Below are 22,904 nucleotides of genomic sequence, written 5' to 3'. Positions count from 1 at the left end.
CTGCAGCAATAACCTCAGCGGGTCCAGGCGCGCGCGTTGTGGAAAAGTTGCATCCACGGCGACTCTTCCGGCCAGTCGGCAGGGTGCCAGCTCAAGTTGACGGTGCGATGAACGCGTTCGGGATGCGGCATCATAATCGTCACGCGGCCGCTCGCGCTCGTCAGCGCAGTGATGCCGAAGGGCGAGCCGTTCGGGTTGAGCGGATACTGCTCGGTGACTTGGTGGTGGTTGTCGACGAAGCGCGCGGCGACGAGGCCGGATTCGCTGCAGCGGTGGGCGGCATCGGCGTCGGTGAATTCGGCGTAGCCTTCGCCGTGCGCGACGACCACGGGGATAACGGAGCCCTCCATGCCGCGGAAGAACACGCTGGGCGTCGACTCGATCTTAAGCGAAACGAAGCGCGCCTCGTAGCGTTCGGATTTGTTTTGCACAAAACGCGGCCAGTGATCGGAGCCGGGAATGATCGAGTGAAGGTTGCTCATCATCTGGCAGCCGTTGCAGACGCCGAGCGCGAACGCGTCTTCGCGGGCGAAGAACGCGGCGAACTCGGCGCGGGCGCGGTCGTGAAAGAGGATGCTCTTGGCCCAGCCTTCGCCGGCGCCGAGCACGTCGCCGTAACTGAAGCCACCGCAGGCGGCGAGGCCGGCGAAGTCGCGCAGGGAGACGCGTCCGCTGAGGAGATCGGTCATGTGGACATCAATCGCGCGGAAGCCGGCGCGCGTGAAGGCGGCGGCCATCTCGATCTGGCCGTTGACGCCTTGCTCGCGGAGGATGGCGACGGCGGGGCGCTGACTCGATCGCGCCTTGGAGTGCGCCGAGGCCGGCACGGAGGACGCCGCGGAAGACGAGGGCGCCTTATCCAGGGAGTCGGATGGGGTGGCGGTTTTTTCCGAGGAGACGGGTTGAGTGAGTGGGAACGTGAGCTTCGGCGTGAGGCCGGGGTTGTCGCGTTGCTGGCGGAGTGCGTGTTCGTCGTCGGCGCAAGCGGGGTTGTCGCGGAGGGCGGCGATGCGGTGGGTGACATCGGACCAGATCGCGCGGAGGGCGAAGAGGTCTTCGTCGAAGAGCACGCGGCCGGCTTGCTTGATGACGACGCGGTGGGTGCGATTCAGCGTGCCGATGCGCGCGACGCAGGTTTTGAAACCGTGCTGGCGCAGGAGGGCGGCGACATCGTCGAGATCGGATTCGCGGACCTGCAGCACGGCGCCGAGTTCTTCGCTGAAGAGCTGGCCAAACGCGCTGCGGCTGTGGTCGCTGAGCTTGATCGCGCCGGCGGGCAGATCGAGATCCACGCCGGTGTGCCCGGCGAACGCCATTTCGACGACGGTGGCGAGGAGTCCGCCGTCGGAGCGGTCGTGATACGCGAGGATTTTTTGCTCACGGCCGAGTTGCTGAATCGCGGCCCAGAAGTGTTTCAAGTCGGCGGGTTCGTCGACATCCGGGGCGGCGGCTCCGGTCTGCGAAACGACCTGCGCGAGGATGGAACCGCCGAGACGGTTTTGGCCGCGGCCGAGGTCGAGGAGGAGAAGGACGGAATCTTCGACGGCCTGGAGTTGCGGTGTGAGCGTGAGGCGGACGTCGGCGACGGGAGCGAAGGACGAGACGATGAGCGAGACGGGCGCGGTGACGCGTTTTTCGCGGGCGCCATCGGCCCACACGGTGCTCATGCTCATGGAATCCTTGCCGACGGGAATCGTGATGCCGAGGGCGGGGCAGAGTTCGAGGCCGACGGCTTGCACGGCGGCGTAGAGATCGGCGGCATCGCCGGGGACGGCGGGCGCGGCCATCCAGTTGGCGGAAAGATTTACTTTACCGAGGTCGCCGATCTGCACGGCGGCGAGATTCGTGAGCGCTTCGCCCACGGCGAGACGAGCGGAGGCGGCGGCGTTGTTGATGGCGACGGGCGTGCGTTCGCCCATGGCGAGGGCTTCGCCGGTGAACACGTCGAACGATGCGACGGTGACGCCGCAATCCGCGACGGGCACCTGCCACGGGCCGACCATTTGATCGCGCACGATGAGGCCGCCGACGGAGCGATCGCCGATGGAAATGAGGAACGTTTTGTCGGCGACGGCGGGGTGCGCGAGCACGCGGTGGATGGCGTCGGCGAGAGAGAGGCCGGCAAGATCGAGCGGGCGAAGCGGGCGGCGGAGCGACGTCTCCACCCGGTGCATGCGCGGCGGTTTGCCGAGGAGGACTTCGAGCGGGAGATCGATGGGGCGGTTGGAAAAATGCGGATCGTCGACGACGAGGTCTTTCTGCTCGGTCGCTTCGCCGACGACAGCGAAGGGTGCGCGTTCGCGTTCGCAGAGGGCGACGAAGGTCGCGAGGCGCGCGGCGGGGACGGCGAGGACGTAGCGTTCCTGAGATTCGTTGCACCAGAGTTCGAGCGGGCTCATGCCGGGTTCGGAGCTGGGCAATTGGCGGAGATTGAAACGGCCGCCGCGGCCGCCGTCGTTGACGAGTTCGGGCAGGGCGTTGGAGACACCGCCGGCACCGACGTCGTGGATGAACGCGATGGGATTGTCGGGGCCGAGCGCCCAGCAACGGTCGATCACTTCCTGGCAACGGCGCTCCATCTCGGCGTTGTCGCGCTGGACGCTGGCGAAATCGAGATCTTCGCTGCCGGTGCCGCTGGCCATCGAACTGGCGGCGCCTCCGCCGAGGCCGATGAGCATCGCGGGGCCGCCGAGGACGATGAGGTGGTCGCCGGGACGGATGTCACCTTTGCGGACGTCGTCGGGGCGGATGTTGCCGAGACCGCCGGCGAGCATGATGGGCTTGTGGTAACCGCGGAGTTCGGAGCCGTTCGCGCCGGGCACCTGTTGTTCGAAGGTGCGAAAATAGCCGTTGATGGCAGGACGGCCGAATTCGTTGTTGAAGGCGGCGGCGCCGAGCGGGCCTTCGATCATGATATCGAGGGCGGAAACGATGCGGCCGGGTTTGCCGAAATCTTTTTCCCACGGCTGGAGGGCGCCGGGGAGGCGGAGATTCGAGACGGTGAAACCGACGAGGCCGGCCTTGGGTTTGCCGCCGCGCCCGGTGGCGCCTTCGTCGCGAATTTCGCCGCCCGAGCCGGTGGCGGCGCCGGGGAACGGGGAAATGGCGGTGGGGTGATTGTGCGTTTCCACCTTGATGAGGAGGTGGATGTCTTCGGTGTGCGCCGCGTATTCGCCGGAGTGCGGGTCGACGAAAAAGCGGCCGCCGCGCGAGCCGGTGAGGACGGCGGCGTTGTCCTTGTAGGCGGAGAGGATGCCGTCGGAATGCAGCGCGTAGGTGTTCTTGATCATCTGGAACAGCGAGCGGTCGCGCGGGGCGCCGTCGATTTCCCAGGTGGCGTTGAAAATTTTGTGGCGGCAGTGTTCGGAGTTGGCCTGGGCGAACATCATCAGCTCGACGTCGTGCGGATCGCGGCGGAGGGCGGTGAAGGCTTGAACGAGGTAATCGATTTCGTCGTCAGCGAGGGCGAGGCCGAGCGTGCGGTTGGCGGCGACGAGGGCGGCGCGGCCTGCGGCGAGGACGGGAATGGTGGCGACGGGGCGCGGCGTTTCGTGACGGAAGAGCGCGGCGAGGCAGTCGACGTCGTTGAACACGGCCTGCGTCATGCGATCGTGCAAGAGGCTGCGCAGCGCGGTGAGCGTCGCGGGAGCGAGGACGTGCAACGGCGGTTCGAGGGCGGCGTTGTCGAGCTGGATGGTGTAAGCGATGGCGCGCTCGATGCGCTGGACGGCGGCGAGGCCGCAGATGTGCGCGATGTCGGTGGCTTTGGAGGACCACGGGGAAATCGTGCCGGGGCGCGGGGCGACGATCTGGACGAGGCCGGCGACGGGGGCGGCGGCGCGCGTCGGGCCGTAGGTGAGGAGTTTTTGGAGAATGCTGTCTTCGGCGGGCGAGAGCGGCGCGGACGTGTCGACGACGTGGACGAATTCCGCGCTGACGGCGCGGGCGGGCACACCGGCCGCCACGAGGGTGTCGAGCAACTTGCGCAGTCGAAACGAAGAGAGGGCAGGCGAGCCGCGGAGGATCAGCATTTGGAGCTTAAAATTCCGGGCGGACGAGAAGTCGTCAAGCGAGGCCGGTCGCGTAGTGGCGGGTGTCATCGGCGGGTTGCTTGACATCGGTCGCGGTGTTCGCGAGACGGATGCGGTGAGTCAAGATGCGCTCGAGCGGTGCCTTACATGGTTGAGATGTCCCTTGAGCGGCGAGCCGCTTTCGAGGCTGGGATGGTTGCGGCGGGGTGGGCGCAGCCCGGAGGTGGTGTCGGCCGCGGAAACGGAGTCACGCGCATTGTATTTTCATCCGCAGAATTACGAGTGGTATGCGCGGGACGTGGCGGCAAGACATGGAGCCCGGCTGCGCGTGTGGAGTGCGGTGAGCATGGTGTTCCAGAACCGATTCTTTACGAACAACGCGTTGGGACGATGGATGATTCGAGCGGTTTTGCTGGGAGAATCGACGTGTCCGCGCCTGGCGGGCCGGTGGGGGCAATATCCGCTTTTTGTCATCGATCGGGCGTCGGCGCGTGGAAGAGGCGGCGTCGACTGAACAGAGAGGGTCGAAAAAACGGGTGCAGAGGCAGGAATGATGGAGAAGGCCGTTGACGAATTACGGCGACTGAACCCAATTAAGGTTTAGCCCGTGAGGACCTGGAACCAATCGCAACGATCCGTTCAATGCAGCCGTGCCCGCGGGCAGGCCCTGATGTGCGGAGGTCGGGGCGTATGAGCGACCGGCTGACCCACGAGTGCGGAATCGCGATGGTGCGGCTGTTGAAGCCGCTCTCCTATTACCAGGAGAAATACGGGTCGCCGCTTTGGGGGTTCACGAAGCTTTTCCTGTTGATGGAGAAGCAACACAACCGCGGGCAGGACGGGGCGGGCGTGGCATGCGTGAAATTGGATGTGCCGGCGGGGGATCCGTATGTGTTTCGCGAGCGGTGCGTGAAGAGCAATCCGCTCGACCGGATTTTCCGGCGACTGCTGGATCAGTACAACGCCGGCGTCGGTCAGGGCGCGATCCATCCGGAGTTTGCGGAGACGGTGAAGGGAAATTTCGATTTCGGCGGTGAACTTCTGATGGGCCATCTGCGCTACGGGACGAGCGGCGGCTACAACCAGAGTTCGTGCCACCCGTTTTTCCGGCGCAGCCCGTGGCCGACGCGGAATCTGGTGCTTTGCGGCAATTTCAACCTCACCAACACCCCCGAGTTGAACGAATCGCTGATCGCGATGGGCCAGCATCCGATCATCGCGACGGATACGCAGGCGATTCTCGAAAAAATCGGCTACTTTCTCGATGAGGAGCACGAGGATATTTATCGCTTTCTCCGCAAACGCGATCTGGGTGGCGAAGAGCTGTCGCGGCGGATCAGCGAGGATCTGGATTTGTCGCGCGTGATGACGCGGGCGGCGCACAACTGGGATGGCGGTTACACGTTGTGCGGACTGGTCGGGAATGGTGACGCGTTTGTGGCGCGCGATCCATCGGGCATCCGGCCGTGCTTCTATTTTCAAAACGACGAAGTGGTGGCGTTTGCATCGGAGCGGGCGCCGTTGATGACGGTGTTCGATCTGCCGCTCGAGGACGTGAAGGAAGTCGCGCCGGGCCACATCGTGGTGATCAAACGGCGGGGCGAGTTGACGGAGACGCCGTTTACGAAGGCGTTGCCGCGGACCTCGTGTTCGTTCGAGCGGATTTATTTTTCGCGGGGCAACGACCGCGATATTTACGAGGAGCGCAAGGCGCTGGGCGCGGGGCTCGCGGACCAGGTGATCGCGGCGATCGATCACGACTGGGGCAACACGGTGTTCAGCTTCATCCCGAACACGGCGGAAGTGGCGTATTACGGACTGATGTCGGCGCTGCGCGTGCGGCGGCGCGACGAGGTGAAGGCGGCGGTGCTGAAGGCGAGCGCGGACGGCACGCTCGACGACGCGCTGCTGGACGAGTTGATTTTGCGCAACTGGCCGCGCGGAGAAAAAGTCGTGAGCAAGGACATCAAGTTGCGCACATTCATCGGGCAGGAAGCGATGCGCAACCAGCTCGCGAGCCATGTTTACGACATCACGTATGGCTCGGTGAAGGCGGGCGACAATCTGGTGTGCGTGGACGATTCGATCGTGCGCGGCACGACGCTGCGGAAGTCGATCCTGCGCATTCTGGCGCGGTTGAATCCGCGGAAGATCGTGATCGTTTCGACCGCGCCGCAGATCCGTTATCCGGATTGTTACGGGATCGATATGTCGGAGCTGGGCAAATTCATCGCGTTTGAGGCGGCGGTGGAGTTGTTGAAGGCGCGCGGGCAGGCGGAGTTGCTGGACGAAGTCTATGCACGTTGCCGCGAGGAAGTGGCGAAGCCGGCGGGGGCGACGCTCACGAATCATGTGCGGCGCATTTACGAGCCGTTTTCGCCCGAGGAGATTTCGGCGAAAATCGTCGAGCGCGTCCGACCCACGGGCGTCGAGTGGTCCGGCGAAATCGAAATCATTTTCCAAACGATCGAGAGCCTGCATGCCGCGTTGCCGCAGCACACGGGCGATTGGTATTTCACGGGCAAGTATCCGACGCCGGGCGGCTATCGCGTGGTGAACCAAGCCTACGTGAACTATTTCGAGAAGAGCGAACGGCGGAGTTACTGAGGCGCCGCCGCCGAGAGGCCGGCCGAGATTGAGCGCGCCGGCCGACGGGGCTTTAATTCACATCATCATTAATCACTGGTCACTGCACTGATGTCACTTTCCTACGAATCCTCCGGTGTCCGCTACGACCAGCTCGACGCGTTCAAGCGGGCTTGTCAGCAGGCGGCGCGCACGACGGCGCCGCTGTTGGGCGATCATGGCTACAGCGAGCCCGCGACGACGCGCGGGGAGAGCGCGTATTTGATGGAGGCGGCGGATCATTTTCTGGCGCATGTCGAGGAAGGATTGGGCACGAAGAATCTGGTGGCGGACGCGGTGTATGCGGAGACGGGCGAGTGTTTTTATCGCGAGATCGCGATCGATACGGTGGCGACGATCGTGAACGACTTGATCACGTGCGGAGCGCGGCCGATCTCGGTGGCGATGCACGCAGCGGTGGGCGATTCGGGGTGGTTTGCCGATGCGAAACGGATGAATGCGTTGGTCGCGGGTTGGGCGGAAGGCTGCCGGATGGCGGGTGCGGTGTGGGGCGGGGGCGAGACGCCGACGCTGCGGGGAATCGTGGAGCCGGACGGCATCGTGCTGGCGGGTTCGGCGGTGGGAATGATCGAGCCGAAGGCGTTGCGCATCACGGGGGAAGTGCGGGAGGGTGATGCCATTATTTTTCTCGCGAGCTCGGGCGTGCAGACGAACGGGCTGACGCTGTGCCGGGCGATTGCGGAGCGTTTGCCGGCGGGTTATCAGACACCGATCGGGCACGGCGACGGGCGCACTTACGGGCAGGCGTTGCTGGCGCCGTCGGTGATTTACGTGGCGTTTGTGCGCGAGTGCCAGCGACGGGGGCTGCCGCTTAACTACGTGGCGCACGTCACGGGGCACGGCTGGCGGAAGTTGATGCGGCTGGAGGAGCCATTTGTTTACGAGATCACGTCGCCGCGGGAGCCGCTGGCGTTGTTCAAGTTTCTGGAGAGCGCGGGGCCGATCGAGCGGCGCGAGATGTATGCGACGTTCAACCAAGGCGTGGGCTTTGCGGCGCTCGTGAAGCCGGCGGACGTCGACGCGGTGCTCGCGGCGGCGCAGGCGACCGGCTACGACGCGTGGCGGGCCGGGACGGTGCGCAAGCAGGGCGGGCGCAAGGCGGTGGAAGTGCCGTCGCTCGGGCTGACGTTCGAAGCGGATACGTTGCAGGTGCGCTGAAGGCGCAGCGCCGGACCGCGGGTGATTGGCGGAGGCGGCGGGCGCGGCGCGTGCTAGGCGGCGAGTCCGGGCAGCGTGAAATAAAACGTGGCGCCGTGATCGAGCTGGCTCTCGGCCCAGATGCGGCCGCCGTGGTTGCGCATGATGCGTTCGACGGTGGCAAGGCCGACGCCGGTGCCTTCGAAGGCGGATCCGTGCAGGCGTTGGAACACGCCGAAGAGCTTGTGCTGGTAGCGGGCGTCGAAGCCGACGCCGTCGTCGCGCACAAAAATAGCGAGGCCGTTTTCGATGGGCGTGGTGCCGATCGCGATGTGGGCGACTTCCCGCGGGCGGGAGTATTTTAGCGCGTTGGAGAGGAGGTTGGTAAAGACGAGGCGAATGAGGCCGGGATCGCAACGGGCGATGGGGAGCGAGGCGCGCTGCCACTCGATGCGGCGGTTTTGGAGCTCGGGTTCGAGGTCGATCAACGCGTCGTCGACGAGCTGGTTGAGATCAGTGCGCTGCAGGACGAGGGGCTGGCGGCTGACGCGGCTGAGGTTGAGCAGATCGTCGATGAGCTGGTTCATCTTGGACGAGGCTTTGCCGATGCGTCCGAGGTAGTAACGCACCTCTTCGGGGAGGACGGCGCCGTGATCGGCCTGGAGAATTTGCGAGTAATTGGTGACGTGCCGGAGCGGGGCGCGCAGATCGTGGGAAACGGAGTAGATAAACGCTTCGAGCTCCTTGTTTGTCTGCGCGAGTTCGGCGGTGCGACGGGTGACGCGTTGTTCCAGATCGGAGTTGAGGCGGCGCACTTCTTCTTCGGCCTCCTTGCGGTCGGTGATGTCGACGGCGGCGCCGGTGAGGTAGTCGATATCGCCTTGGGGCAGGCGAACGGCTTTGCCGCGATCGCGCATCCAGCGCACGGCGCCTTCGTTGCGCACGATGCGATATTCGGCGAAAAACGGGCTGCCGTCGGCGAGCGTGCGATGAAGGGCGGCGCGGAAGACGGGGCGATCTTCGGGGTGCACGTAGAGGAGGCGTTCCTCCCATTTGCTGTGGGAGGTGCGGGGCTCGCGGCCGAGAAGGCGGTTGAGGTTGGCGTCGCGGGTCTCGTCCTCGGTGCGGGGATCAAGGCGCCAGGTGCCCATGTCGGCGGCGGAGAGGGCGGTGTGGAGGCGTTCTTCGCTCGTGAGGAGGCGTTGGTCCCGCTCTTCGATTTGCGCGAGCATGTCGTTGAACGTCTCGGTCAATTCGCCGAGTTCGTCGGTGCCGTGGATGCGCGCGCGGGCGGAATACTGGCGTTGGGCGGAGACGAGGCGGGCGGTTTGCGCGAGCTCGTAAATGGGGCGGGTGATGCCGAGTTGAAGGAAATTGGCGAGACCGCCGGCGACGACGCCGCAGCCGACGAGAACGAGGGTGGCCAGGGCGGCGTAGAGCAGGAAGCGTTGGCGAACGTGTTCGAGATTCGAGGAGATGAAGAGGGTGCCGAGGCGGTGGTTGTTTTGAACCACGGCTTGATAGATGTGCAGGTAGCCGTCGCGAAACTCGAAGTTGCCGACGGGAATGGGGTCGAGCTGGGTGGGGGGCGTGTCGTGAGGGGCGTAAGTGGCGAAAAGGCGGCCTTGGGTGTCGTAGAGCGCGGCGACGGTGACGGCTTGTTCGGCCCGCAGAGTGGCCAGCAATTCCGTGGCTTCGCCGGGATTATCGAAGCCGAGGGCGGCGGTGCTGTTGTCGGCGATGAGACGGCCGATGGTGGTGAGGTTGCCGAGCGCTTCGCGGCGGTAGGTGACCCATTCGTAAGTAACGAAGATTCCGCAGGTGAGGACGAGGGCGAGGACGCTGGTGCCGACGATCACCAAGGTGAGCTTCCAGCGGATGGGAAGATTGGAAAAAGGCACAATCATCGGGACGCGTTCTCGGGGATAACCTCAGCGAGACGCAACAGCTTGGAGCTGACGCTGAGACCGGCGGAGCGCACGGCCATGAGGTTGATGATCATCCGCAGGTGGTTACGTGCGATGAAGAATTGGATGGAGCCGCCATGGGAGGCAAAGTCGTCAACATCGCTGACGGTGAGAATAGGACGATGTTCAAAATCAATTGTGGCACGGGGCCAATTTTGTGGGCCGGCCGCGCGGGCGATAAAAAGCACGTGGCAGAGACCGACCGACTCGGCGGTGGAGAAACGCACAACGCGGATAGGATGGCCATGGTAGCGCTCGTTCTCGACCAGCCCGTCGAGAAGCCGGCCAAACGGATCGCGGCCGAGGACCCCGATGATGACCGGGCTGTCGGGGGATGGGAAGCCGGCGGAGGGCCAGTCGATGAAGGGAATGAGGTTGTAGAGAGCGGCGGCCTTCAGGGCGTTTTCGCGCGAAATGGCGCTGTCGTCCGCACGGGCGAAGGGCGCGGCGACGCGAAGCAGTGCCGGCAGGAGCAGAGCGACGCCGAGCAAGGCGCCCGGGCGAAAGGCGCTGAGCGCGCGAATCAACGGAGCCATGTGGATGGGCTGTCGCGGAATGTTTGACCCGCAGACTGGAGGCACGCACCGGCAAGGCTGGAAAACGCCGGGGTGATGGAAATCACACCGCGCCCCAACCAAGCGCCCACAGAGGCGAACCGGGAAAACTGCCATGCACCGAGAAGCAAGAGCCTGAAGGGTAAGGCAAAGTGCCGAGCTCAACAACCGGAACGAAGCCGCCCTGCAGCATAGGGAATTTACCGGGTCGGCGGGATTGAAAGGGCAACGAGTTGCGCCCAACCGCCGGGTGAGCGAAAAGCGGTGAAAAAGGACATTGACGGGCGGCGCGGTGGCTGGCGTAGTCACCGTTTTTCGACGTCCGACCTATCAAACGTTCACATGTCTATTGAGATCAAGATCCGCAAAAACGAGCCCGTTGACCGTGCGCTGCGCCGCATGAAAAAGAAGCTCGAACGCGAGAATATCATCAAGGGAACCCGCGCGAAGCGTTACTACGAAAAGCCGTGCGAAAAGCGCCGCCGCAAGGAGAAGGTCATGGCCTTCACGCAGATGCTGCGCCGCCGCCACGAAGGCTGAGCGAATTAGCAAAACCAATCTCTGAAACCGTGTCCCGGAGCGGGGCACGGTTTTTTTTCGTGCAAGTGTCGCGCACTTGAGTTGCTTATCCGCCCGATGCCGGTCGCCACGCCCATGCTGAGTCTCTCCTGTTGCTGGAACTCGGCTCGTCACACGGATGGATATGCCATGATGCGCGAGATCGCCGATCTCGGGTTTTCGCATGTGGAATTGAGCCACGGCGTGCGCATTACCCTGATTCCGGGCGTGCTCAAAGCGTTGAGCGAAGGATTTATCGGGATTTCGACGACCCACAATTTTTGCCCGCTGCCGACGGGGATCACGCGGGCGGCGCCCAATCTCTACGAGCCCTCGTCGAAGGACAACCGGGAGCGGGACCAGTGGGTGCGGCAGACGAAGCGCTCGATCGATTTTGCGGCGCAGGTGAAGGCGCGCGTGCTGGTGTGCCACCTGGGCAGCGTGCGTTTTTTCTTTTTCAATCCGGCGGAAACGTTGCGGGCTTACGGCGACCGGCATCCGAAGCAGACGATTCCGGACGATCCGCGCTACCGCGCGGCGCTCGCCAAGGCGACGGCGAAGCTGCGCAAGCAGATGCCGGCGTATTGGGAAAACATGCAGGCGAGTGTGACCGCGGTGCTCGAGCACGCGCAGGCCAAGGGCGTGCGGTTGGGATTCGAAAATCGCGAGAAGCTGGAGGAATTGCCCTTCGATGATGAGTTTTTGACCCTGCTCGACGCGTTGCCCGCGGGTTCACCGACGGGTTACTGGCACGACACGGGTCATGCGCAAATCAAGCAGCGCATGGGCGTGATCGACCACGCGGCGCATTTGTCGCGTTATGCGCCACGGCTGCTGGGTTTTCACCTGCATGACGTCGATGCGGAAGGCCACGATCATCAGCCGATCGGCGATGGCACGATCGATTTTGAAATGATCAGCCGCTTCTGGCGTCCGGAGCACGTGCTCGTGCTGGAATTCAGCCCGCGGCTGACGCCCGACGACGTGTTGCGCTCGAAGGCGAAGGTCGATGCTTTGCTGGCGAAGATGCGTTAGCGCGCGCGGCGAGTAGTTCGCCGATCCAGCGCCGATGGGGGCCGGACAGCGTGACGGTCTCGAGCTCCGCGAGAGGCACCCAGACGAGTTCGTCGGACGCGGAATAACGCTGCGCGGCGGGCGCTGCACAAATGGTTTCCGTGATGGAGAAACGGGTAATGGCGCGGGTGCGTTGCGCGAGTGGCGGGTGCGAAGAAAGAACGGTTTCGTCGACGCCGAGCTGGGCGGCCGTGGGCAGCTCATGGATGTTGGCGAAGCGACGGGCGGTGGCGGCGGCGCGGTGGAGCAGGAGCGCGCCGGCGCGTTCGCACCAGACGCGCGTGACGGCGCGGCGCTCGATGACTTTCGGGGCGAGGCGGGGAAATTGCTCCGGTTCGCCGGAGCGCCGGGCGGCGCAAAACGAAAACACGGGGCAGACGGTGCAGAGCGGATGGGCGCGAAAGCAGACTGTGGCGCCGAGTTCCATCATCGCTTGATTGTGGTCGCCCGAGCGGACGGGAGAGAGCAGCGCGGTGGCGAGCGGCGTAAACGCTTTGGCGGCGGTCGCGGAATCGCGATAGGGCGTGGGATCGGCGGTGAGGCGGGCGAGAATACGCACGACGTTGCCATCCACGCACGCGGCGGGCGCGGCGAAACTGATGCTCGTGATGGCGGCGGCGGTGTAAGGGCCGACGCCGGGAAGTGTCTGCCACGCGGCGGCCGTGCGCGGGGGTGCGGGCAACGCGACGACGGCGCGGGCGAGGCGGTGGAGATTGCGGGCGCGCGAGTAGTAGCCGAGGCCTTCCCAGAGTTTGAGGACCTGCGGTTCAGGCGCGGCGGCGAGGGCGGCGAAGTCGGGCAAGGCGGCGAGCCAGCGGGCGAAGTAGGGCAGGACGGTCTTCACCTGCGTTTGCTGGAGCATGAATTCGCTGACGACCGTTTTGTAGAGCGACGGCGCGTCGCGCCACGGCAGGCGGCGTTGGTGGGCGTCGAACCACGTGAGCAACGCGTGTTGGAAGTCCGCGGCGGAGGCTGCGAGTGCATCGGCGGCGGAAGTTTTGCGTGTCATCGGCGGAGTTTTTGTGACTATTCGTGCGCCTATGCTCAAGCGCAGCCAGCCGGCCGAGGATAAACCCAAGGTCCTCAGTAGTTACACGGTCAAACTCGACGACGCCCAGATGGAAAAACTGGGGGCGCTGCTCGAGGCGCGCGGGTGGAAACCGGTGGAGGTGGCGTATACGCGGTTCGCGTTCAAAGCGGACCACCTGAAGGTGAACGTGGCGGCATACACGAGCGGCAAGGCCGTGGTGGCGGGGAAGGGCACGGAGGATTTTGTGCGCGATGTGCTGGAGCCGGAAATCACGGGCGCGGCGAAACTCGGCTACGACGAGGTGTTGCATCCGGACTGGTTTGAGCCGCACGCGGGGTTGGATGAGAGCGGCAAGGGCGATTTCTTCGGGCCGGTGATCGCGGCGACGGTGATTGCGGATCGCGCGGCGATCGAGGCGTGGCGCAAGGCGGGCGTGCAGGACTCGAAGAAGATCACCGAAACGCGCATCATCGAGCTGGATAAAGTCATCCGCGAGACCGACGGCGTGGTGGTGCGCACGTGTTTTAGCGGGATGCCGCGTTACAACGAATTGATGGCGCGGCCGCGGGCGAATTTGAACACGCTGCTGGCGTGGCAGCATGCCACGGCGCTGATGCAGGCGCTGGAGGCGAAGCGGGTGCCGTGGGGGCTGCTGGACCAGTTCACGGAGCAGCCGTTGGTGCAGCGCGAGCTGACGCGCAAGGGGCTGAAGGATTTCGAGCTGCGGATGCGGACGAAGGCGGAAGAGGATCCGGTGGTGGCGGCGGCGTCAGTCGTGGCGCGGGCGGAGTTCGTGCGCCAGATGCACGCGTTGTCGAAGAAGTTTGGGGCGAAGCTGCAGAAGGGCGCGGGCCCGCTGGTGAAAGAGCAGGCGGCGGAGATCATGGCGAAATTCGGCGTGCTGGCCCTGCGGGATTTCGCGAAGCTGCATTTTCGCACGGCCTACGAAGTGGTGAAGGCGGCGGGCAAGCTCGACGAGCTGCCGCTGCCGGAGCCGCGGGAAAAAATGGAATGGTGAAGGGGGCGGAGTGACCGATGCCGAAGCGGCGACAATTGCGCGGGTTTGACCTCAAACGCATCGACGGCGTGTTGAGTTTGATCGGCGTGGACGAAGCGGGCCGCGGAGCGCTGGCTGGTCCGGTGGTGGCCGCGGCGGTGTTGGTGAATCGCGAGTTTCTGGAATGCCGCTGGGCGTTGACGAAGGCGGGGCGTGTGAATGACTCCAAGCAACTCACGGCCGAGGATCGCGAAGAGTTGTGGCTGGAGTTCGAAACGCTCGTGAGCCAGGGACAAATCCACGCCCATTTCGGGGTGGCTGATGTGGGGGAGATCGAGCAGTTCAATATTCTGGGCGCGACGAAGCTGGCGATGCGTCGCGCGTTGGAGGGAATTTACCCGCCGAGCGCGTTTCAGCAGAAGACGGAGCCGGATCTCTTCGCCTCGGCGGAGGAGATCGCGGCGTTTCAACCGACGGTGTCGGCCCGCATTCTCATCGACGGGCTGGCGTTGCGGGCGTTTCCATATCCGCACGAGGGTTTGGTGAACGGGGACGGGCGATCGCTGTGCGTGGCGATGGCGTCGATCGTCGCGAAGGTGACGCGCGACCGGTTGATGCGGGCCATGGAGGTGGAGCATCCGGGCTACGGTTTCGCGCAGCACAAGGGCTATGCGACCGAGGAGCACCGCGAGGCGTTGCTGCGGCTGGGCCGCTGCCGGCAGCATCGGGAATTGTTTTTGCGGAAGTTGTTCGCGTCGCGGGCCGATCCGGCCCAGATGGATTTCATCGACGAATCCACATGGCCCGAATCCTCCGAACCCTCGGTCTGAGTGCGGCGCTGGGAGCGGGCGCGGCTGCGCTGGCGGCGCATACGGCTTCGGATTGGAAAGCGGAAGGTGAGCCCCGGCCGCCGCTCCCGGTGGGCGTGGTGCTGCCGGCGGTGGTGCGCACGCCGGCGTTTCCGCTGAAGGACGCGCGGACGCTTTTTACGGAAGCGGAGATTGCGCAGGCGCGGGAAAACGTGGCGCGTTATCCGGCGGCGCAGGCGGTGGCGGCGGAGTTGAAGAAGGAGGCGGACTATTGGGCGGCGTGGTCGGACGAGGCGCTGCGGGACGTCGTCACGAGCGCGGAAGTGCCACGGGCTTTCGATTGCTCGACGGAAGGCTGCCCGGTGCACGGGAAGAAAATCTTTGAGGTCACGCAGAGCACGTATCCGTGGATCATCGATCCGAAGCAGCCGTTCAAGGTGACGTGTCCGATCGGCGGCGAGAGCTATCCGAGCAATGATTACGGCAAATTTTATCGCAGCGGGTTCAAGGATCGGAGCGATTTCAACGGACCGTATGTGGACGACGGACGCGGCTGGGTGAGCCCGACGGGCGAGCGCTACTGGTTCGTGGCGCACGCGAACCATTGGACGTGGTATTGGCATCCGCAAGCGGACCACCACGCGTTGATCAAGGCGGCGGAGTCGCTGGGGCGAACTTACCTGCTGACCGGCGAAGAGGTTTACGCGCACAAGGCCGCGGTGTTGCTGGCGCGGATCGCGGAAGTTTACCCGGCGATGGATTACGAGAGCCAGTCGCGCTACGGCGAGATTCTGGCGGCGCAACATCATGAGCGCTACGTCGGCAAGGTGGTGAATGCGATCTGGGAGTCGTATCTCGTGGCGCAATTTGCGGAATGTTACGACGCGATCTGGCCGACGATCGACGGCGACGCGGCGCTGCAGAAATTATACGGAAAAAATGGGCGCGACCTGCGGGCGTTGATCGACGCCAATCTTCTGGAGGAGGGCATCGATGCCTACTACTCCAAAAAAACTCGCGGAAACTACGGGATGCATCAGCGCTCGCTGCTGGTGCTGGCGACGGTGCGGCAGCATGGCGACAACGCCCGTTATGTGCGCGACGTCCTCGATCGGCCGGATGGCACGATGTATCTGGGGCTGCGGTTCGCACTCTATAATCTGATCTGGCAGGACGGGCAGCCGTATGAATCCCCGGACTATAACGCGACGTGGATCAGCAATCTGACCGCAGTGGCGGGCCTGCTGCCGAAGCTGGGGCGCACGGCGGTGGAAATGCCGCGGCTGCGGCGCTTGCTCGATGCACCGCTCGATTTGATCGCCGTGGGGAATTTCACGCCGACGATTGGCGACACCGGCACGGTTTACGGGGGAATCGCTGAAGAAAACACCGCGGCGTACCAGTGGGGATATCGCACGTATCGAGAGCCGCGTTTCGCCCGTTTTTTGGCGGGCACAGGGGCGGGCGGCGCGGCGGGATTCAAGACGTTTGAGTCGCTGTTGCATCCCGTGATCGCGTCGCCAGCGAGGGGCGGCAGCGGTGGGCGCGTGATGCCGCCGCAAGCGTCGCGGCTGATTTCAGGCTACGGCGTGAGTTTACTGAACAACGCGGCGGACACGATCGGGCTGTCGCTCTATCACGGATTGCACGTGACCCATTTTCATTACGACCGGCTCAACCTGGAACTGTTTGCCGAGGGGCAGCCGTTGTTGCCGGACCTGGGTTACCCCGATGGGATGAACGAAATGGTGCCAGGTCTTTACGCGTGGTCGATCAACACAATCTCGCACAACACGGTGACGGTGGATGCCGCGAAGGCGCCGGGGAATGTCGCGGGCGTGGTTGAATTGCAGGCGGATGGGGGCTGGGCGAGGGCAGTGGCGGTGAGCGCGCCGGGCACGTATCCGCAATGCGACGTTTACCGCCGCACGACCGTGATGGTCGATGCGGATGCGACGCACAGTTATCTGGTGGACGTGTTCGATGTGCGTGGCGGGCGGCAACACGATTACAGCCTGCACGGGCCGCCGGGGACATTCGCGTTGGCGGGCGGAAGCTGGACGGAGCCGGCGCGCGGCACGCTGGCGGGGGAGGACGTCGCAGTGGGTGAGATCTACGATGATCCGGTGCTGGGTGCGAAAGGTTACAAAGGCGGTTACGCGGACTACATGGGTTCGGGTTTTCAATATCTGACGCACGTGCAACGGCTGCGCGCTGGCGAGGCTGTGCTGGACTATACACACGAAAAATCGGCGGCGGCGTGCGTTCGCATCCGTCTCTTGGCGGGCGACGGACAGGACGTAATCCTCGCGCAGGCGCGCGTGTCGCCGGTGAAGTGGCCGCAGGTGTTGCACTATGCGATCATGCGAAACAAACCGGCGGGGCCAGGCGCGCGCGCTGTGACGAGTCGTTTTGTGAGCGTGATCGAACCATTCGAGAGCACGCCGTCCATCACCGCCGCGGAGCGGATCGAACTGCCGAACGGCGTGGGCGTGAAAGTGCAGCGGGCAAACGGCGAAACCGATGTCATTCTCGTGGGCGAGCCAGGGACGCGGAAACAAATGAGCGTTGGCGAACATTGTCTCACCAGCGACGCGCGCGTGGTCGTCGGCACCTTGACGAAGAAGTTGGGTTGGACGCGGCTGTGGCTGGCCGATGGGACGAGCGCGCAGATGGATGGTGGACCGCGCGTGGTGGCTCGCGGGTGGACCGGCGAAGTCATGGCAGTCGACGTAAAGACGGGAGACGTGCGGGTGCGCGGGACGGACGCGAGCCAGCAAGTCGGAGTGGCGGATCTCGCTGGGCGGATCGTGAGTTTTGGCGCGGGCCGGCGGCTGGCGAACACCGTCGTCGGGGCGAAGCGCGCGGGCGGCGACGTTGTTCTGACGTTGAAGGATGACGTCCGGCTGGGATTGGGCCAGGCGGACGGCATTGCGGGAAAAAGGGTGCGCATGAAAACGAATTTCATCCGGGCGAACGCTTACCGCGGAGCGACGTTGATGAGCGCGGAGGGGAAACACGTCGGCCAAGTGCGAGCGGCGGGCGACGACTGGTTCGAACTCGCGGAAGCGCCGGCGGCGGATTGGCTGGGCGCGGACACAGAACTTTGGGTGGTTGGCATGGGCGCAGGCGATGCGTGCGAGGTGCCGGCGACGGGAGCGTGGGTGCGCGCGGAGCGCTGATTGGCTGCGATGGTTGACGAGCGCCCGGGTTTTGCCAGTAGTGCCCGAATGCCCCCCCGCAAGCACTCTTCGCTCGATCGCGTGCTCGGCCGGCTCGATACGCTGGACTCGGTGAATCTGGCGAATCTCGTGCAGCGGTTGGTGCGCCAGCGCGAGCTGTTCGAAGACATTTTCAACGTGTTGCAAGAGGGCGTCCTCGTCATCAGCGAGGAGGGCGAAATCGAGTATGCCAATGCCGCCGCACAGCGCTTGATCGGATTGGGTGTGGAGTTGGTGGGCGAAACGTTGTGGCGGCTGATGCCTGGTCTGCGTCCCTCGTTGGCTGGAATGGACGCGGAGGCACCGGCGGCGCTGCCGATCGTGGCGCGGGAGTTCGAGTTAACTTATCCGGAGCCGCGCACGGTGCGGCTTTACATGGTGCCGTTTCGCCAGGATTTGCGCGCCGCGAACCGGCGGTTTGCGGTGATCTTGTCGGACATCACGCGGGAGAAGCAGTCGACGGAGGCGCGGATTGAATCGGAGCGGACGTCGTCGGTTTTGCTGCTGGCGGGCGGAGTGGCGCACGAATTGGGCAACCCGCTCAATTCGCTCACGATTCACCTGCAGCTCGTGGAGCGGAAATTGAAAAAATTGCGCGCCGCGGAGCGTGAGACGGAGTCGATCGCGCAGTCGATTCAGGTGTGTCGCGATGAAGTGAAGCGGCTGGATGGGATCATCACGAATTTCCTCGAGGCGATTCGTCCGCGGCCACCGAATCTGGGTGAGGTGCGCCTCGCGGAGTTGCTCGACGAGGTGCTGACGTTTCAGCACCGCGAACTCGCGGATCGCGGGATCGCGGTCGAGGTGGAGACGGAGGCGGAGTTGCCGGTGGTGATGGCGGATCGCGACCAGGTGAAGCAGGTGTTTTTCAATCTCGTGAAGAACGCGGCGGAAGCGATGCAGCCGGGTGGGCGGCTCAAAATCCGCTCGTGGGCGGACGACGAGAATGTGCATCTCGCGTTCGCCGACTCCGGTGCGGGGATCAAACAGGACGATTTGACGCGGCTGTTTCAGCCGTATCACACGACGAAGTCTGGCGGGCACGGTCTGGGGCTGATGATCGTGCAGCGCATCCTGCACGAGCATGGCGGCCAGATCGGCATCGAGAGCAAAGAGGGCATCGGCACGGTGGTGACGATTCACCTGCCGCGGCGCGACCGGCGGGTGCGGATGCTCAAAAATTAACGTCCCAGAAGAATTTTCCCCATGAAACAATCCCTTCCCTTGAATGCGGCGTGGCAAGTGATGCATGCCGAACCTGAACTGGGGGCGACCGCTGGTTGCTCCGCACTGCCTCTCGCCGAGCGCTGGATCGAGGCGCAGGTGCCCGGCGACGTGCATCTCGATTACCTCCGTGCGGGCAAGATTCCAGATCCGTATTTCGGCACGAACCACGACAACATTCGCTGGATGGAGGAGATGGACTGGTGGTATCGCACGGAAATCACGCCGCCGGCGGTGCCGGAAGGGCGGCGGCTGCATTTGCTGTTCGAAGGGTTGGACGTGTTCGCGACGGTGCTGCTCAACGGAAAGGAAATCGGCCGGCATCAGAACATGTTTACGCCGTTGCGCGTGGACGTGACCGATCACGTGAAACCGGGGAAAAACCTGCTCGAGGTGTGCCTGGGGGCACCGGCGTTTCCGCCGGGCCGGGACCTGCGGCAACCGGGCGTGCGGGGCTACGGTCCGCCGGTGCGGTTGCATGTGCGCAAATCGCAGTCGTGCTACGGCTGGAATATTTCACCGCGCCTGGTGACGATCGGAATTTGGAAGCCGGTGGCGTTCGTGCTGACGGAGCCGGTTGAGCTGGCGGATGTGTTTATCGACACGGTGGCGTTGCACGACGGCACCGCCGAAGTGACGGCACGCGTGGAATTGCAGCACAATCACGGCGCGCCGGGCACGGTGGAGTGCGAGCTGACGGTCGCGGGGCAGACGCGCAGTCTGGTCATCGCGCACGATCCGAGCGGGGGGCGCCACGTGGAGCGTTTCACGATTCCGAACGCGAAACTCTGGTGGCCGCACAATCACGGCGCGCAGCCGTTGTATGACTGGAGCGCGAAAGTGCGCCGGGGCGGCCGCGACCTCGATCAACGGAGCGGCCGGTTTGGCGTGCGCACGGTGAAGCTGATCCAGGAGCCGGATGCCGACGGCGGGATTTCGTTCATCATCGCGATCAACGGGAAGAAGATTTTTCTCAAAGGCATGAACTGGACGCCGGCGGACGGCGTGTTCGCGCGGATCGACGAGGCGCGTTACGATCAACTGCTCGCGGCGGCGAAGGGAGCGAACATCAATGCAATGCGGGTGTGGGGCGGGGGAATCTACGAGCACGATTCGTTTTACCGAAAGTGCGATGAACTCGGGATCCTGATCACGCACGACTTCATGTTTGCCTGCGGGTGTTATCCACAGGATGCGGCGTTCTTGGAAGAAGCGCGGCGCGAGGCGGAGTTTCAGGTCCGCCGGCTGCGGCATTTCGCCTGCGTGGTGGCATGGTTTGGCGACAACGAAAACGATGTGCTCGCGGACAACAGCTACAACTTCCCGGACTATCGTTATAACAAACTCAGCAAACAGATTTTGCGGGACGGAGTGCAGACGCATGCGCCCTCCACGCCCTACGTGCCCACCTCGCCTTACTCGCCGTTGACCTACGACCAGAATGTGCCGACGGAGGGCGACTGCCATTTGTGGGCGCACGGATTTTCCTACAAGGCGGATTTCTACTCCAAGGTGAAGCCGCGCATGGTGACGGAGATCGGCCATCTCGCGATGCCGGCAATGGAGGTCGTCGAAAAATTCGTCGCCCCGGAGAATCGCTGGCCGGTGTGGAACGAGGAGTATCTCACGCACGGTTCAGATACGTGGCGGCTGGATCGCAACGGACGTTATCGCACGATCTGGGAGAGTGTGGCGGCGCGTGGTTGGGAGGAACCGAAGTCGCTGGAAGACCTCATCGAGAAATCACAAAAACTTCAGGCGGAAGCATCGAAGTTTTGGGTGGAATTCTACGAGGCGCAGCCGACGTGTTGGGGCATCTTCCTGTGGAACCTGGCGGATAGCTGGCCGCAAATGTCGGATGCGTATATTGCGTATCCGTTTCATCCGAAGCCGGCGTTGGACGCGGTGCGTGAGGCCTACGCGGCGGTGCGGCGGTAACGGGCCGCGACGGGGCGCGCGAGCGCCCGCTCCTTGAGGATGTTGGCTCGGCGTCGCGGGTGCGGCGTCGAGCGGGGGCGGCGCCGTCTCGAGCGCCGGCGTGAGGACTAAAACGTGGCGGAGACTTCGCGCTGCTGGCCGGGTTCAACGGCGATTTCGCCGAGCGCGGAGCATTCTATTTCGTCGTTTTTGAAGAGGCGGCCGCGGACGGGCGTCGCGGCGTCGTTGGTTTCCCAACGCCATTTGCCGATGGAAACGAATTGAAGAGGCACGCCTTTTTCCCAGCTCAGTCCAGGGCCATCGCCGCGGAGGAAGAGTTTATTGCCGATGCCGATATATGCGGTGACGAGCAGGCGCGTGGCACCATCGGAGGAGAGCGCGGCTTCGATCGACTCGGCCGCTGAACTCCGCTCGCCGGGGTCGGACGCAGGCTCCTCCGGAGCGCTGGTCGCGAGATCGTCGAGGCCGAGATCGAAGCTGGGCTCGCTGGCCTTGGGTTTGCGGGGCGCGCGTTTGCGCGGGAGTTGCGGCGCGGGTGGAGGCGGGAGGTTTGTCGCAACCTCGTCGGCGGCCGCCGCTGCGGGGGTGTTTTCCGCGGAGGGTTGTTCGGCGAGAGTGGCGGTCACGGATGGCGAAGCAGCGTCGGATGGAGGCTGGGCCGCCGCAGTGGAGGCAGGCGGTGCGGCGACATTGATGGGCTCCGGTTCGGGGGGCGTGTGGTCGGGCGGGGGGGCGGCGGTGCCTGACGTTTCCGGAATGGGCTCCGGAGCCTCCGGTGGGAGCGCGGCGGGCGTCGCCGCGAGCGGGTTCGGGTTGGGGAGTGAAGCGGCGAGATGGCGGTCGATGGCTTCGGTGGCGCGAGTGACGTGAGCGGCGCAGGCGGCAGCGAGGCGTTGGTCTAGTTCGGTGGTGAGAACGTGCTGGGCGTCGCGCACGGCTTGGGCGGTGGATGTCGCGGCCTCCGCGAGGGCGGACGTGGTGGCGGAGGAGAGATGGCGGAGCGCTTCGTCGGTGCGTTCGATGAGTTCGGTGCGGGCGGCGGTGAGATGTTTGTTCACCGTGGCTTCGAGGCGGGCAAATTCGGCGACCGATTTGTGAATTTTGTCGGAGATGGTCTCGAGTTTTTCGGACTCGGAGGCGCGCAGGGAGGCGACCTCTTTCTCCAATTCCTCGCGTTCATCGTCCTGCGCCTGGGTCAACTGGGCGTTAAACTCGTTGATCTTTTCGTGCAGGCGCTGGGGGAGATGTTCGGCGAGCTTGAGGTTGCGTTGCGAGACCTCGGTGAGTTGGTGGAGCGTCGTGGCGGCGATGCTGATTTGTTCGGCGGAGGTGGTGACGTGGGCGAGGAGGGCTTCGAGCGAGCGCTGGCGTTGGTCGAGCGCCTCGTCTTGTTTGCGGGCGTATTCGGCGAGGGCGGGGATGACGGCGATGAAGACGCCGGTGACCACGCAGGCGACAATGGCGATGAGGGGGCCGTGGGCGAAGGGGTCGGGGGCGAGATGTGCGATGAGCGCAGCGGTGGCGACGAGCACGGCATCGCCAACGAAGAACCACGTTTTCGGCAAGGGCGGGGCTTGATCGGGGAGCGACATGGGGCGGATGCGCAGTCAGATACGGCGGCGGAGTTTGTGCGGTGCGCGGGAGCGGTTTTCAACCTTGGAGTGCGCGGCGTGCGTTTGGCGTTTGCCACCACGGGTGAGAGGGGCAGGCTGCGGACA

General features: G+C 64.4%; 14 protein-coding genes. 9 read left to right on the top strand and 5 right to left on the bottom strand.

Features of this window, described 5'->3' with window-relative positions:
* Positions 1 to 14 precede the first annotated feature (14 nt).
* Positions 15 to 4,031 (bottom strand): phosphoribosylformylglycinamidine synthase, encoded by a 4,017-nt coding sequence (gene purL / locus K0B96_RS11360; protein WP_220161016.1) that lies wholly within the window; start codon positions 4,029 to 4,031, stop codon positions 15 to 17.
* Positions 4,032 to 4,721: 690 nt separating this feature from the next.
* Between purL and K0B96_RS11355 the strand changes: the two genes are divergently transcribed.
* A complete protein-coding gene (locus K0B96_RS11355) occupies positions 4,722 to 6,638 on the top strand; it encodes an amidophosphoribosyltransferase (protein ID WP_220161015.1) in 1,917 nt (638 codons plus the stop codon).
* Between the two features lie 90 nt (positions 6,639 to 6,728).
* Positions 6,729 to 7,835, top strand: coding sequence for an AIR synthase-related protein (locus K0B96_RS11350; protein WP_220161014.1), 1,107 nt, complete (start codon positions 6,729 to 6,731; stop codon positions 7,833 to 7,835).
* A 53-nt stretch (positions 7,836 to 7,888) separates the two neighbouring features.
* On the opposite strand, the gene K0B96_RS11345 is transcribed toward K0B96_RS11350, so the two are convergent.
* A complete protein-coding gene (locus K0B96_RS11345; protein ID WP_220161013.1) occupies positions 7,889 to 9,721 on the bottom strand; it encodes a sensor histidine kinase, YfiR-like protein-associated in 1,833 nt (610 codons plus the stop codon).
* On the bottom strand, positions 9,718 to 10,272 hold the full coding sequence (locus K0B96_RS11340) for a TOL_0243 family YfiR-like periplasmic protein (protein ID WP_220161012.1): 555 nt from the start codon (positions 10,270 to 10,272) through the stop codon (positions 9,718 to 9,720). The genes K0B96_RS11345 and K0B96_RS11340 overlap by 4 nt, the downstream gene beginning before the upstream one ends.
* Positions 10,273 to 10,677: 405 nt before the next feature.
* On the opposite strand from K0B96_RS11340, the gene rpsU reads away from it, so the two are divergent.
* Together rpsU and K0B96_RS11330 are read left to right on the top strand one after the other, a co-directional pair.
* Positions 10,678 to 10,875 carry a 30S ribosomal protein S21 gene (rpsU, locus tag K0B96_RS11335; RefSeq protein WP_220166528.1) on the top strand — a complete coding sequence of 66 codons (198 nt, stop codon included), beginning with the start codon at positions 10,678 to 10,680 and terminating at the stop codon, positions 10,873 to 10,875.
* Positions 10,876 to 10,971: 96 nt separating this feature from the next.
* Complete coding sequence (locus K0B96_RS11330; protein ID WP_255558628.1) at positions 10,972 to 11,928, top strand: sugar phosphate isomerase/epimerase family protein; 957 nt, start codon at positions 10,972 to 10,974, stop codon at positions 11,926 to 11,928.
* On the opposite strand, the gene K0B96_RS11325 is transcribed toward K0B96_RS11330, so the two are convergent.
* Positions 11,852 to 12,976: an A/G-specific adenine glycosylase gene (locus tag K0B96_RS11325; RefSeq protein ID WP_220161011.1), complete on the bottom strand. Its 1,125-nt coding sequence runs from the start codon at positions 12,974 to 12,976 to the stop codon at positions 11,852 to 11,854. The two genes, K0B96_RS11330 and K0B96_RS11325, sit on opposite strands and share 77 nt — an antisense overlap.
* Positions 12,977 to 13,007: 31 nt before the next feature.
* Between K0B96_RS11325 and rnhC the strand changes: the two genes are divergently transcribed.
* From rnhC to K0B96_RS11300, 5 genes are read left to right on the top strand one after another with little or no spacing between them, the layout of a single operon-like run.
* Positions 13,008 to 14,015, top strand: a complete 1,008-nt coding sequence (rnhC, locus tag K0B96_RS11320; RefSeq protein ID WP_220161010.1) for a ribonuclease HIII — start codon at positions 13,008 to 13,010, stop codon at positions 14,013 to 14,015.
* 17 nt (positions 14,016 to 14,032) lie between these two features.
* Positions 14,033 to 14,824 carry a ribonuclease HII gene (locus K0B96_RS11315; protein WP_220161009.1) on the top strand — a complete coding sequence of 264 codons (792 nt, stop codon included), beginning with the start codon at positions 14,033 to 14,035 and terminating at the stop codon, positions 14,822 to 14,824.
* The gene (locus K0B96_RS11310; RefSeq protein ID WP_220161008.1) at positions 14,794 to 17,985 is read left to right on the top strand and encodes a heparinase II/III domain-containing protein; all 3,192 of its coding nucleotides are present in this window, start codon (positions 14,794 to 14,796) and stop codon (positions 17,983 to 17,985) included. Before K0B96_RS11315 ends, K0B96_RS11310 begins: the two co-directional genes overlap by 31 nt.
* A 48-nt stretch (positions 17,986 to 18,033) precedes the next feature.
* Positions 18,034 to 19,209 (top strand): two-component system sensor histidine kinase NtrB, encoded by a 1,176-nt coding sequence (locus K0B96_RS11305; RefSeq protein WP_220161007.1) that lies wholly within the window; start codon positions 18,034 to 18,036, stop codon positions 19,207 to 19,209.
* Positions 19,210 to 19,230: 21 nt separating this feature from the next.
* Positions 19,231 to 21,186 carry a glycoside hydrolase family 2 protein gene (locus K0B96_RS11300; protein WP_220161006.1) on the top strand — a complete coding sequence of 652 codons (1,956 nt, stop codon included), beginning with the start codon at positions 19,231 to 19,233 and terminating at the stop codon, positions 21,184 to 21,186.
* Between the two features lie 107 nt (positions 21,187 to 21,293).
* Here the strand turns inward: K0B96_RS11300 and K0B96_RS11295 are convergent, their stop codons facing one another.
* Positions 21,294 to 22,778 (bottom strand): hypothetical protein, encoded by a 1,485-nt coding sequence (locus K0B96_RS11295; protein ID WP_220161005.1) that lies wholly within the window; start codon positions 22,776 to 22,778, stop codon positions 21,294 to 21,296.
* Positions 22,779 to 22,904: the final 126 nt, after the last annotated feature.

It is taken from the genome of Horticoccus luteus (genome assembly GCF_019464535.1).
Lineage (GTDB): Bacteria > Verrucomicrobiota > Verrucomicrobiia > Opitutales > Opitutaceae > Horticoccus > Horticoccus luteus.
This window is presented reverse-complemented; position numbering and strand designations above follow the sequence as displayed.

What these genes read in the sequence shown, in the direction of transcription:
- K0B96_RS11330 (WP_255558628.1), top strand. Translation starts at nt 10,972, where the DNA reads ATGCCGGTCGCCACGCCCATGCTGAGTCTCTCCTGTTGCTGGAACTCG.
- purL (WP_220161016.1), bottom strand. Translation starts at nt 4,031, where the DNA reads ATGCTGATCCTCCGCGGCTCGCCTGCCCTCTCTTCGTTTCGACTGCGC.
- K0B96_RS11300 (WP_220161006.1), top strand. Translation starts at nt 19,231, where the DNA reads ATGAAACAATCCCTTCCCTTGAATGCGGCGTGGCAAGTGATGCATGCC.
- K0B96_RS11315 (WP_220161009.1), top strand. Translation starts at nt 14,033, where the DNA reads ATGCCGAAGCGGCGACAATTGCGCGGGTTTGACCTCAAACGCATCGAC.
- rpsU (WP_220166528.1), top strand. Translation starts at nt 10,678, where the DNA reads ATGTCTATTGAGATCAAGATCCGCAAAAACGAGCCCGTTGACCGTGCG.
- rnhC (WP_220161010.1), top strand. Translation starts at nt 13,008, where the DNA reads ATGCTCAAGCGCAGCCAGCCGGCCGAGGATAAACCCAAGGTCCTCAGT.
- K0B96_RS11305 (WP_220161007.1), top strand. Translation starts at nt 18,034, where the DNA reads ATGCCCCCCCGCAAGCACTCTTCGCTCGATCGCGTGCTCGGCCGGCTC.
- K0B96_RS11345 (WP_220161013.1), bottom strand. Translation starts at nt 9,721, where the DNA reads ATGATTGTGCCTTTTTCCAATCTTCCCATCCGCTGGAAGCTCACCTTG.
- K0B96_RS11350 (WP_220161014.1), top strand. Translation starts at nt 6,729, where the DNA reads ATGTCACTTTCCTACGAATCCTCCGGTGTCCGCTACGACCAGCTCGAC.
- K0B96_RS11310 (WP_220161008.1), top strand. Translation starts at nt 14,794, where the DNA reads ATGGCCCGAATCCTCCGAACCCTCGGTCTGAGTGCGGCGCTGGGAGCG.
- K0B96_RS11295 (WP_220161005.1), bottom strand. Translation starts at nt 22,778, where the DNA reads ATGTCGCTCCCCGATCAAGCCCCGCCCTTGCCGAAAACGTGGTTCTTC.
- K0B96_RS11325 (WP_220161011.1), bottom strand. Translation starts at nt 12,976, where the DNA reads ATGACACGCAAAACTTCCGCCGCCGATGCACTCGCAGCCTCCGCCGCG.
- K0B96_RS11355 (WP_220161015.1), top strand. Translation starts at nt 4,722, where the DNA reads ATGAGCGACCGGCTGACCCACGAGTGCGGAATCGCGATGGTGCGGCTG.